Source organism: Bacillus sp. SRI_025 (assembly GCF_057592095.1).
The window spans coordinates 118,061-130,184 of sequence record NZ_JBYEGB010000005.1 but is presented as its reverse complement, the minus strand read 5'-3'; the positions used below and the strand labels follow the sequence as shown (position 1 = coordinate 130,184).

The 12,124-nt window shown below is 46.1% G+C and carries 8 protein-coding genes; all 8 read left to right on the top strand.

Annotated elements, in window-relative coordinates; translation table 11 throughout:
- The first annotated feature begins 568 nt into the window (after positions 1–568).
- Positions 569–1,225 (top strand): class I SAM-dependent methyltransferase, encoded by a 657-nt coding sequence (locus AC20OE_RS15130; protein WP_058837806.1) that lies wholly within the window; start codon positions 569–571, stop codon positions 1,223–1,225.
- A gap of 265 nt (positions 1,226–1,490) precedes the next feature.
- Positions 1,491–2,216 carry a GTP cyclohydrolase II gene (locus AC20OE_RS15125; protein ID WP_034282729.1) on the top strand — a complete coding sequence of 242 codons (726 nt, stop codon included), beginning with the start codon at positions 1,491–1,493 and terminating at the stop codon, positions 2,214–2,216.
- 32 nt (positions 2,217–2,248) lie between these two features.
- Positions 2,249–3,052 (top strand): formylglycine-generating enzyme family protein, encoded by an 804-nt coding sequence (locus tag AC20OE_RS15120; protein ID WP_039177089.1) that lies wholly within the window; start codon positions 2,249–2,251, stop codon positions 3,050–3,052.
- Positions 3,053–3,056: 4 nt separating this feature from the next.
- Entirely contained in the window at positions 3,057–4,814 is a 1,758-nt protein-coding gene (locus AC20OE_RS15115; protein ID WP_366207008.1) for a WD40 repeat domain-containing protein, read from the top strand.
- A 283-nt stretch (positions 4,815–5,097) separates the two neighbouring features.
- Positions 5,098–6,183, top strand: a complete 1,086-nt coding sequence (gene ribD, locus AC20OE_RS15110) for a bifunctional diaminohydroxyphosphoribosylaminopyrimidine deaminase/5-amino-6-(5-phosphoribosylamino)uracil reductase RibD (RefSeq protein ID WP_487268950.1) — start codon at positions 5,098–5,100, stop codon at positions 6,181–6,183.
- 111 nt (positions 6,184–6,294) lie between these two features.
- On the top strand, positions 6,295–9,687 hold the full coding sequence (locus AC20OE_RS15105; RefSeq protein ID WP_487268949.1) for an exosporium glycoprotein BclB-related protein: 3,393 nt from the start codon (positions 6,295–6,297) through the stop codon (positions 9,685–9,687).
- Between the two features lie 141 nt (positions 9,688–9,828).
- Positions 9,829–11,424, top strand: coding sequence for a sensor histidine kinase (locus AC20OE_RS15100; protein WP_474892793.1), 1,596 nt, complete (start codon positions 9,829–9,831; stop codon positions 11,422–11,424).
- Between the two features lie 3 nt (positions 11,425–11,427).
- On the top strand, positions 11,428–12,123 hold the full coding sequence (locus AC20OE_RS15095; protein WP_338595091.1) for a response regulator: 696 nt from the start codon (positions 11,428–11,430) through the stop codon (positions 12,121–12,123).
- Position 12,124: the final 1 nt, after the last annotated feature.

The window sequence follows — 12,124 nt, the reverse complement described above, 5'->3', positions numbered from 1 at the left end:
AATAATTTGTTGACAAAATAAACTAAAAACAATATATTTGGCTTATTCCAGTCAATATGGAATTAGTTGTTAAAATTCTGGCGGGTTTATTCGGAGCATAACTTATTGAAAGGGGGTGGCAGAAACCAAGGCCTAAGCGCCTTTAAGTTACAAAAGGGTCTACTAAAACAAAGCAAAGAATCATGTACTTGAAGAAAAAATGATAGTCATTCTAAACAGTAGATTGGTTTTTCTACTATGAACACTTTGCAAGAGATAGTCAAAAGGCGTTAAGTCCTTATACAAAAGAGAAAGCGGTTTCAATGAAGAATGTGAGTTGATCGAACGGTGAAGGAGGTGAACTCATATGAAAAAAAGAGAGAACAAGCTGAGGCGAGGCGGCCTTCAAACGGCTGCATATGAGGAGGATGAATGCTGAAAAAGAAGAGTGAACATGTGGGATGCTTCTCTCCTTTTTCAGACAAAACAAATTTTCCTAAAAAATCCATCTTTCATTTTAACATAAGGTTTTTGGCTTGAAAACCACCTTTGCCCGAAAAGGCGATTGTGAATTGAAGGAGGTTACATGATGAAAAAGGCTTTGTACCATGAAGACAGTGGTTTGTATTTAGAAAAGATGCGCATGGCATTCCAAGAGCATTATGAGCAAAGAACAGATATGTGGTCCACTGATCCATCCTTAACAGACGCAGCAGTGATGTCATTAAAGGCATGGCGTTCAAGGGAAAAGAATGCACTTGCTTCTGTACTGGATATCGGGTGCGGCAACGGCCGTGCACTTGAACATTTAAGCGGGCTTTCCGCATATGTCGGTATCGACCTGTATGAGCATGAGGAGTGGGAAGGGTTACAGAAAAGAGAAACAGTTCCTGTCCACTTTGTTCATCAAGATTTTATGTCATGGTCCATGGATCAGGGACGCGGGATGCAGTTTGATTTGATTTTAGATCATGGCTGCTTTCATCATCAACATCCTGATGATCATGAACGTTATTTAAAACAGGTCTCTTCTTTACTTCATGAAGGCGGTGTCTTTTCACTTGTTGTCTGGGGAGAAGAGTGGAAAACAGGATTAATCGGAGAAGATGGCCGTTTTCATTTTTCGTTTTCAGATTCTCAGCTTGGCGAAAAAATTTGTACATCAGGTCTTGAGCTTGTATCCATATCACCATTACAAGCGAAGGCCGGAATAAGCCAGCATCATGTCATTGCCGTCAAAATCTAGTACAAAGGTGAGTGATTCAAAGCTAGCAGAGGTGTTCATGTTAAGAAAGAGCGCCTGCCAATCAAGGGTGTTTGCTGCTCTGACAAAAAAGCATATGAACCAAGATTTCTGCTCCTTTGTACTGGAAATGGACAAGGTCTAAAGCGATGAGAGACACTGCACATTCATTTCCTTCTGCGGGAGCACACAGGCAGAGGGAGTGCGTACACATATTCATCACTCCATCACTGCGCTATGGGTGCAGTGATGAATAGGGGGGAGACAAATGAACAAGTTTGTAGATGAATTACAATCAATGATTCATCATTTTACCTTTCAAGAAAAACACTATTTGCTCGTGGGGCCTGTGAATTTGCCAATTTCCATTCAACATGAAGAAGTGCCATTTAAGTGGTATGCCTTCGCACCTGTTGAACGGGATACAAAACCAACGATCGAATCGATTGTCCAAATGAGTACCGCGCAGCAAACCTTTTCCTCTTGTCTCTTATTTGGCGACTTTGAAAATGAACGGCCGCCGCTTGTGCGAATCCATAGTGTCTGCCAAACAGGTGATGTGTTTGGGTCACTGAAATGTGACTGTGGTCCACAGCTTGCATTATCACTGAAGAAAATCACCGATTACGGAAAAGGTATGCTGGTGTATATGGCCAATCAAGAAGGGCGGTCTATTGGGCTGATGGCAAAAGCATTGACGTATAAATTACAGGAAATGCAGCTGGATACTTTTGAAGCCAACCGTCTGATTGGCTGCGGGGATGATGATCGGCATTACGAGGAAGCAGCAGCAGTTTTGCACTATTTAAACAAAGGGAAACCTTTGCATTTACTAACGAACAATCCAGATAAAGTCGATTCTATTGCAGCTTATGGTCTTCCTGTTTTGCGGTTTGATCATACGGTCGAAGCCTCTCTCTACAATGAAGCCTATTTAAAGGCAAAAGCAGCCTCAGGGCATATGGTCGATGAGAAGAAATTAATTAATCAATAGACGAGTTTATTGAAAGAAGGCGGGAGAAAAGCGTGAAACCTGATATCAATTGGATTCAAATTCCAAGCGGCTATGCAACGATTGGAAGTAATGAAGAAGATATGAAAAAGGCATCAGAATACTGGAAGGACAAGCTGCTCAATCCAACCTACGGCCGTGAGAAAAAATTTCAAAAATGGCTGTACAAAGAATTTCCATCCTATCAGCCGTATATCAACGAATTTTTTATCTCAGATACGGTCGTCAGCAATGAACTGTATCAAAGCTATTGTGATGAAACAGGACAGACATACCCAGAGAGCTTAACGAACGAAGAGCTTGGCGGGGGAAAAGATCATCCAGCTTGGGGCATGGACATTGAGGAAGCCTTCTCGTTCTGTCAGTGGCTGAGCGGGAAACTGGGGATGGATGTGTCGATTCCTACGGAAGAAGAATGGGAGTATGCTGCCCGGGGAAACACGAGAAATCAATACCCGTGGGGAGATGAGTTTGATCCTTCTTACTGCAATACACACGAATCAAATATTGAAAAAACGACGCCTGTCCGTCATTACGAAAAGGGCAGATCCTTATTTGGTCTTTATGATATGGGGGGCAACGTCGAGGAATGGGTCAACACCAAATATCACGTATATGAAGGCGGCATCGAGGTCGTCGATGATTTAACGGAAACACTCGGAAGTGACTACTACATTTTAAAAGGCGGCTCCTTCGCAAGAGGTGGAGATTTATGCAGAGTCGCAAGAAGACACGGGAAGCACCCAGATCCCGTTTTTCGATTTACTGGTTTTCGTTTAGTGACTCGTCAAAAACAACATATAAAGGTGGGAGTGTAAAACTATGCATAGAGGACCAATTACATCTGTTTTATCAACTCAGCACGACCAAATCGTTTATACTGGCGGCTATGACCGCTGTATTTATCAGTGGAACCGGGGGACGGGAGAAGGAACGTTTATTGGCAGTCACGAGCATATCATTAACTCAATATCTCTTTCTGAAAACGGAAAGTATTTAGCAAGTGCATCGTCAGACTATACCATTCAATTATATGATACAGGCACAAATACACGAATCCGCACGTTGTTTGGTCATGCGGATGATGTAGAAGCCGTCGCTTTTGCGAAACAGGATACTTTGCTTGTATCGGTATCCAGAGATAGAAGATGCTTAGTCTGGGATATCGAAACGGGTGCTATTTTAAGAGAATTCCATGGCCATAGCAAAGATGTGTTAGCTGTATGGATACATGGTGATAAAGCTTACACAACAGGTGATGATGGATACGTCCTTGTATGGCTGTATGAGACCGGAGAAATTGTAGGGGAAATCGGCCCGTTTGATTATGAGCTGGATACGATCAGCGGCAGCAATCAAAAAGAAGTATTCGCACTTGGCAGAGATGATGGCACCGTTATTATTTACGATGCGGCGACTTTACAGGAGAAGAAAATCATCAAAGCCCATTTACAGGGCGTCAAGCGCGTGAATTTTTCTCCAAGCGGCAATTACTTGCTGACAGCAGGCTACGACCATTTAATTAAGCTGTGGAATTATGAAACAGGTGATTTAGTCGATACGCTGCTGCCTCATAAATATCAGTGGGAGCGCTCGCTTGTCTGGACAGAGGATGAGAAGTCAATACTAGGAGCCAGCTTTGGAAAAACATATTGTGAATGGTCGATTGAAAAGGGCAAAGTCATATCAGATGAGATCGAAATGGCGACACCATCTATCAATGACATTGCGCTGACTGATGCAGGTGATATTATTACCGCATCAGATGATGGAAAATTCAGAAAAAATGGAATAGAAATTGCTAAATCAACGGGCGTTTTAACGAATGGAGTAGCTGTTGCACGGGATGGAAGCTATTATGCGTGGGGAGACCATGCAAGTCAGGTGCATATTGTTCATGAATCATTACAGCAAATGGTTTCGTTTGATCTCAACACAGGTCCGGTCAACAGCGTGTATTTCCACGAGGAGGATCGTCAATTTTATATTGGAACTTACGGCGGTTATGTCCATGTCATTTCAACAGAACACTTAAAGGAAATCGGCCGTTCCAAAGCACACGATTGTGCGGTCAAAGCATTAAAAGTAGAAGGGGATCATATCATCACAGCAGCGGTTGAAGGAACCATCTGTCTTTTAGATAAAAAGAGTTTATCCTTAAAAGCGGAATACATCGGTGCGACAGAGCTGTTAAATGATGTCTTTATTGATAGTAAACGAGACCGTATCGCCATTGTCAGTCGTGACAAGAATGTGAGATTGTTTGATTTGCATACTGGAAGAATTTTAGACCAGCATAACGAACACCAGTATTCGATTAAATCGGTCACAGTCACAGACTCTGGCTATATTGTAAGCGGCGATTATTGGGGCTATATCGTAGTGTGGAATCCAGAGCTGGATGTCAACACCGGCCCAATTAGAATTGCCCAAAATGGGATTAGTGCCATCAGACAATTAGGCAATGATGTATACGCAAGCTCATACGACGGTGGGATTTATCACGTTCGAGAAGATGGGACGCATACCGAAGTACTACGCTTATTCGAACAATTTCCGAAAGAAGTAATCTCTCATTAAGAAAAAGAATGTAAGCGGGGGATTCTCATGATAAGTGTTTGCAAGGAACATATGAAAAAAGGTCTGTCTGTACTCAATTGTCCGCATGTGCTCCTCATTAATAAATATGAATGTCGCAAATGCTGTTTTTGTAAACAACGAGCATCTTATAAACTTTTTTATTCCTTGCCTTACTATGATCGATCTGAAAAGAAACGGATGGAAAAAATATAGCACATGAGAATAGAACTCCTTCATTCCCTGAAGGAGTTCTTTCCCTTGAAAGAGAGGAAAGGAGACTTACATGAAAGACGATGTTTTTTATATGAAGCTAGCGATTGCCAACGCAAAGGCCATGAAAGGACAAACCTCACCAAATCCGCTTGTCGGGGCAGTGGTAGTCAAAAAAGGTGAGATCGTTGGAATTGGTGCTCACATGAAGGCGGGCGAACCGCATGCTGAAATTCATGCGCTGCAAATGGCAGGAGATAAGGCGAAGGGAGCTCATATGTATGTGACGCTCGAACCTTGTTCGCATCATGGAAAAACAGGGCCTTGCTCAGCAGCGATAATAAAGAGCGGGGTGAAACGTGTGGTCATTGCCACTGGGGACCCAAATCCGCTTGTAGCAGGTAAAGGGGTCACGATGTTGAAACAAGCAGGGATAGAAGTAGAAGAAGGGATATGTAAACGGGAAGCGGACAGCTTAAATCTTCCTTTTTTTCATTCCATACAATCAGATCTTCCATATGTCATATTAAAAACAGCCATTTCGTTAGACGGGAAAATTGCTACAGCTCACCAAGAAAGCAAATGGATTACGGGAACAGAAGCGAGGAATGAAGTGCAGCAATTACGTCAAGAAGCAGATGCTGTGATAACAGGCGTCGAAACCATTATTCAAGATGATGCAGGTCTTATTGTAAAAGATTCATTCGTGACACAGCCTATTCGTGTCATTTTAGATTCCACCTTAAGGATTCCGCTTCATGCGAAATGTTTAAACGATCATATGGCAGAAACCATTATTTGTACCTCAAACAAGTACGATCAAAAAAAATACCATCAACTGGTGCAAAAAGGACATCAGGTCTTTATCACAAGCGGAGAAAATCGGACAGACATCCATGATGTGTTACGCATGCTGAAGAAGCGTTCTGTCATGTCGGTACTTGTGGAGGCGGGGGGCAGTGTGAGCGCGTCCTTTTTAGAAGCGTCACTTGTGAACGAAGCCATTATTTATATGGCGCCGTTATTCATTGGAGGAAAAGATGCGCCTACTTTCTTTGAAGGAGAAGGGATGAAAACATTAAAGGAAGCCATCCGTCCGGTAGATATTGATTATCGTATGGTAGGAAAAGATTTGAAAATGACGATGAGACTTCAATGAAAGAAAGACCTTGTGCATAGAGTGCAAGGTCTTTTTATCTTTCTAAATAAAAATAAAAATGTACATACACCTTTCTTGGTCGTGATGAATACGATGGATGGGGGTGATTCTATGAGAAGATGTAGACAATGCGGAAAGACATATCCAACTCATTCGACAGACCACTACCAAAAAGGAAGCTGGTATGATGCGTATAAGGATGATGGCTGGGAATGTGATAGTTGTAAGAAAGGAAGATCAGGGAAGCCAGGAAAATCAGTGAAAAATCCTTGCTGCGGAAAAGATCCTTGTGTTTGTGTGATTCAAGGTCCACCAGGCGGGAGAGGAAGAAGAGGCCCAGCAGGTCCAGCGGGTGCAGTGGGTCCAGCGGGTCCGGCAGGTCCAGCAGGTCCAATCGGTCCAACAGGCGTAGGTTTAACAGGCATTCTGGCATTTGATCCAGCAGTAGCATCAGCCTACCCAGTAGGGCAAGTGGTGACATACGATGGCAGTACGTATGTGGTCAATTCAGCACCGCCATTAGGGACGCCTGATACATCACCGGACTATACGCTTTTAGCTGCTGCAGGAGCAACAGGTACAGGACCAACAGGTGTTACGGGAGATCCCGGTCCGACTGGGGCAACCGGCGCTACCGGTGTAGGTCTAACTGGAGTTGTTCCGTTTGATGCGGCAGCGGCACCAGGGTATCCAGTAGGTCAAGTGGTGACATATGAAGGCGAGACGTATCTTGTAAACACAGCATCGCCAACGGGTACACCCGATACTTCCCCAGATTATACGCTTTTAGCTGCTGCAGGAGCGACAGGAGTTACGGGCGCCACCGGCACAGGAGCAACCGGTGCAACAGGTGAAACGGGAGCGACCGGCGTCACAGGAGCAACGGGGGAAATTGGTCCAACCGGCGCCACTGGAACAGGAGCAACCGGAGCCACAGGTGAAACGGGAGCGACTGGCGTCACAGGAGCAACGGGGGAAATTGGTCCAACCGGCGCCACCGGCACAGGAGCAACCGGTGCAACAGGTGAAACGGGAGCGACTGGCGTCACAGGAGCAACGGGGGAAATTGGTCCAACCGGCGCCACTGGTACAGGAGCAACCGGTGCAACAGGTGAAACAGGAGCAACCGGCGTCACAGGACCAACAGGTTTAACTGGGGTAACTGGTGAAACAGGGGCAACAGGAGTGACCGGAGCGACTGGAGTCGGTTTATCCGGAGTCGCAGCGTTTGATCCAGCAGTAGCGCCAACTTATCCAGTAGGTCAAGTGGTGACATATGAAGGAGGAACCTACCTTGTTAACACGGCGCCACCAACAGGCACACCAGATACGTCACCAGATTATACGTTATTGGCCGCTGCAGGAGCGACTGGCGTTACAGGAGCAACCGGTACAGGAGTCACGGGTTCCACCGGCGCAACAGGAGTGACAGGACCAACGGGAGAGGTTGGTCCAACCGGAGTCACTGGCGTCACAGGAGCAACAGGAGAAATTGGTCCAACCGGTGCCACTGGTGTTACGGGAGCGACGGGGGAAATTGGTCCAACGGGAGCTACTGGTACGGGAGCCACCGGTGAAACAGGTGCAACAGGGGTCACAGGAGCGACAGGAGAAACTGGTGCCACCGGCGTCACAGGACCAACAGGTGCAACAGGGGTAACTGGTGAAACCGGGGCAACAGGAGTGACTGGAGCGACTGGAGTCGGTTTATCCGGAGTCGCAGCGTTTGATCCAGCAGTAGCGCCAACCTATCCAGTAGGTCAAGTGGTGACATATGAAGGCGGAACATATCTGGTCAATACAGCGCCTCCAACAGGTACACCGGATACTTCTCCAGACTATACGTTATTAGCAGCCGCAGGTGTTACCGGAGCCACCGGAGTAACAGGTGCAACTGGTGTAACCGGTGATACTGGAGTCACAGGAGTAACTGGAGCAACCGGAGCAACTGGGGTGACGGGTGATACAGGAGCAACTGGAGTCACAGGTACAGGAGCGACCGGAGCAACAGGAGCGACTGGAGTCACAGGAGTAACCGGAGCAACAGGAGATACGGGAGCCACCGGAGCAACAGGAGCCACCGGAGCAACTGGGGTAACGGGTGATACAGGAGCAACAGGAGCCACCGGGGTAACCGGAGCAACAGGAGCCACCGGGGTAACGGGCGATACTGGTGCGACCGGAGTAACCGGTGTAGGATTAACTGGCATCCTGGCGTTTGACCCAGCTACAGCCCCAACCTATCCAGTAGGTCAAGTGGTGACATATGAAGGTGGAACCTATGTTGTGAATACAACACCACCAACAGGTACACCAGATACGTCCCCAGACTATACGTTATTGGCCGCCGCAGGTATTACCGGAGCAACAGGAGTAACCGGGGCAACTGGGGTAACAGGTGATACAGGAGCAACGGGAGCAACAGGAGTAACCGGAGCAACTGGGGTAACGGGTGATACAGGAGCAACGGGAGTCACGGGTACAGGAGCGACCGGAGCGACCGGAGCCACCGGCGTCACAGGAGTAACAGGAGCAACGGGAGTAACCGGAGCCACTGGTGTTACGGGTGATACAGGAGCAACGGGAGTCACGGGTACAGGAGCGACCGGAGCCACCGGCGTCACAGGAATAACAGGAGCGACCGGAGCCACTGGCGCCACGGGTTTAACAGGTGCAACAGGGGTAACCGGAGCAACAGGAGCAACGGGAGTAACCGGAGCCACTGGTGTTACGGGTGATACAGGAGCAACGGGAGTCACGGGTACAGGAGCGACCGGAGCCACCGGCGTCACAGGAGTAACAGGAGCAACCGGAGCCACTGGCGCCACAGGTTTAACAGGAGTAACTGGGGTAACCGGAGCAACAGGAGCAACGGGAGCAACCGGAGCCACTGGTGCTACAGGTTTAACAGGTGCAACAGGAGTAACCGGAGCCACCGGCGTCACAGGTACCGGAGCGACCGGAGCAACAGGTCCAACAGGTGTGACAGGATCGAGTGCGATCATTCCGTTTGCTTCAGGTACACCTGCCGTCCTGACAACAATTGCAGGCGGACTTGTTGGAACATCCAGTTTGATCGGATTTGGTAACTCAGCGACAGGTGTCAGTATTGTAGGCGGAATCATTGATTTAACAGGCGCTGCGGGTACACTAATCAACATGGCGTTCTCAGTTCCAAGAGCTGGAACAATCACGTCATTTGCCGGCTATTTCAGCACAACAGCAGCTCTTTCTTTAGTTGGCACGAGTGTTACCGTAACGGCTAGTCTATTCGCTTCACCGACACCAAATAACAGCTTTACACAAGTAGCGAGTGTCACATTAGCCCCAGCTTTAACTGGAGTTTTAACACTGGGTGCTATTTCAAACGGTATTGCGACTGGTCTAAATGTACCAGTCACACCGGAAACACGATTGCTTGTTGTATTCTCTGCATCAGCTACAGGTCTATCCTTAGTGAATACCGTAGCAGGCTATGCGAGTGCTGGTTTATCGATCACGTAATAGGCATACAGGGATGACTCGATTCTGAGTCGTCCTTTTTTGTTTGAAAGAATTTTCTCTTAACTTAGTAAGAAAAAATGATATCATTTTCTTAGAGTCTATTCGGGTGAATCTACTGAATTAGGGGTTGTGGCGGTGAGGATGGGCAAAAGGAAAGTTACTTTACAAACGAAAATTTTGGGGTTAATTATCGGGCTTTTGCTTGTTGTCATTGCATTATTAACCATTTGTTTTGGTTTTCTGCAGACATCGGAAAGGCAGGGACAAGCTGAACAGCTGGCGGTGCAGACCGCTAGAACGATATCATATATGCCGCCCATTAAAGCATCGGTGGCCGTGTCAGCTTCCAAAAATGAAGAACAGGCAGTGCTTGAGCAAATGAAGGAGCAAGTAAGAGCACATGCCATCTTTATTACCAATCGAAAAGGAAAGGTTCTTGTTCATACGAATCATGAGGACGTAGGAAAAACCATCAGTGTATCGGAAGGAAGAAGTACCCTCTTATTTGGAGGAACTTCTATATCCACTGATGATTCTAATGGTGAAACCGTTGTCAGAGGCAGTGCGCCCATTATGAAAGAAACAGAAGGGCATGAAGAAATTATTGGGACAGTCACCGTTGAATTTTTAAAAAAGGAAATCGATCAAGCGACAGCTCATCAGCTATTGAAGCTTAGCTATATTGCCCTTCTTGTGCTCTTGCCTGGCATATTCGGTGCGATTTTTTTAACAAAGAGTATTCGCAAAGATACATTAGGGCTTGAGCCGCATGAAATTGCTTCGCTGTATCGAGAAAGAGAAGCGATGCTGCTCGCTATAAAAGAAGGAATCATTGCGTTTGACCAGAAAGGCGCGATTACGATGATGAATACATCAGCTGAACATATGCTGCGCGTCTCATCAGAACTGCCCCTTCATATTGATCAAGTCTTACCAAATGCCAAACTTCTTTTCTATTTAAAGGCAGAGACGATTGAACCTAACATCGAAACCGTCGTCAATGATAAAACCTATGTTTTAAATGTGAAAAAGGTAATGCAGGACAATCGAGTATTCGGAGGGATTGTGAGCTTTAGGGAGAAAACCGAACTGACGAAGCTGCTGGATACATTAACAGAGGTCAGCCAGTATTCAGAAGACCTGAGAGCACAAACGCACGAATTCTCAAATAAGCTGTATGCCATCTTAGGCCTGCTTGAGCTGAATCAAGTCGATGAAGCCATCGACTTGATTAAAGAAGAATATCATCTGCAAAACCGACAGCACGATTTACTCATGAAGCAGATTCGGTCTCCTAAAATACAAGCGATCTTACTTGGCAAGCTAGGGAAAGCATCTGAGAAGAAAGTCCATTTCCACATTGATGAAAATAGCTCACTAGAGCCGCTCCCAGCTCATTTAAGTCTATCTCACTTTATCACCATCATTGGCAATCTCGTAGATAATGCTTTTGAAGCTGTATTAAATAAGGAGAAGCGCGAGGTAGACCTATTCATCACAGATATTGGGTTTGATATTATCATAGAAGTGTCAGATTCAGGTGATGGAGTGAATGAAGAGGAAATGTCACAGATTTTCACAAGAGGCCATTCGTCAAAGGGAGAAGGACGAGGCTACGGGCTTGCGAATGTGAAAGAAGTATTGGACGAGCTTGGGGGCTGGATTGAAGTTGCGAACCAAAAAGAAGGCGGTGCCATCTTTACTGTATACATACCGAAAGGCACAAAGGGGGAATAGATGGTGATTAAGGTACTCATTGCGGAGGATGATTTTCGAATCGCTGCCATTCATGAATCTTATATACAAAAGATAGAAGGATTTAGGGTCGCCGGAAAGGCAAAGAGTGCAAAGGATATGTGGGAGGCGCTCCAAAGGGAGCAATTTGATCTCATCTTGCTTGATGTCTATATGCCTGATGAGCTCGGTACAAACCTGCTGCCGCTTTTAAGAGAACGCTGTCCTGAAGTAGATGTGATCATTATCACGGCTGCAACGGAAACGACGCTTTTAAGAGATGCACTTCATTACGGAGTGGTTCATTATTTAATCAAACCGGTAACTGCACAAAAGTTTGCACAAGTTTTAACCGAATATAAAGAAAAGAAAGACATCATCAATTCAAAGGATGAAGTCAATCAAACGATGATCGATCTGTTCTTTGGGCAAATGCAGGAAGAGCCAAAACAAAGGGATGACAGAGATCTTCCCACGGGCATCAATTCACTGACCTTGGATAAAGTGAAAACATTGATGGCATCAGAAAATAGAGGAATTACAGCAGAAGAACTCGGGGAAAAGATGGGCGCATCACGTACAACTGCGAGACGCTACGTAGAGTATCTCGTGACAACAGGGGAATGCCGGGCAGAGCTTGCATACGGAATCATTGGTAGACCTGAACGGAAATATTATCCTGCTAAACAAGCGGAGTCATAAA

Bases quoted from the DNA above. Each gene is read 5' to 3' on its own strand.
- AC20OE_RS15100 (WP_474892793.1), top strand. From the start codon at position 9,829: ATGGGCAAAAGGAAAGTTACTTTACAAACGAAAATTTTGGGGTTAATT.
- AC20OE_RS15130 (WP_058837806.1), top strand. From the start codon at position 569: ATGAAAAAGGCTTTGTACCATGAAGACAGTGGTTTGTATTTAGAAAAG.
- AC20OE_RS15105 (WP_487268949.1), top strand. From the start codon at position 6,295: ATGAGAAGATGTAGACAATGCGGAAAGACATATCCAACTCATTCGACA.
- ribD (WP_487268950.1), top strand. From the start codon at position 5,098: ATGAAAGACGATGTTTTTTATATGAAGCTAGCGATTGCCAACGCAAAG.
- AC20OE_RS15125 (WP_034282729.1), top strand. From the start codon at position 1,491: ATGAACAAGTTTGTAGATGAATTACAATCAATGATTCATCATTTTACC.
- AC20OE_RS15115 (WP_366207008.1), top strand. From the start codon at position 3,057: ATGCATAGAGGACCAATTACATCTGTTTTATCAACTCAGCACGACCAA.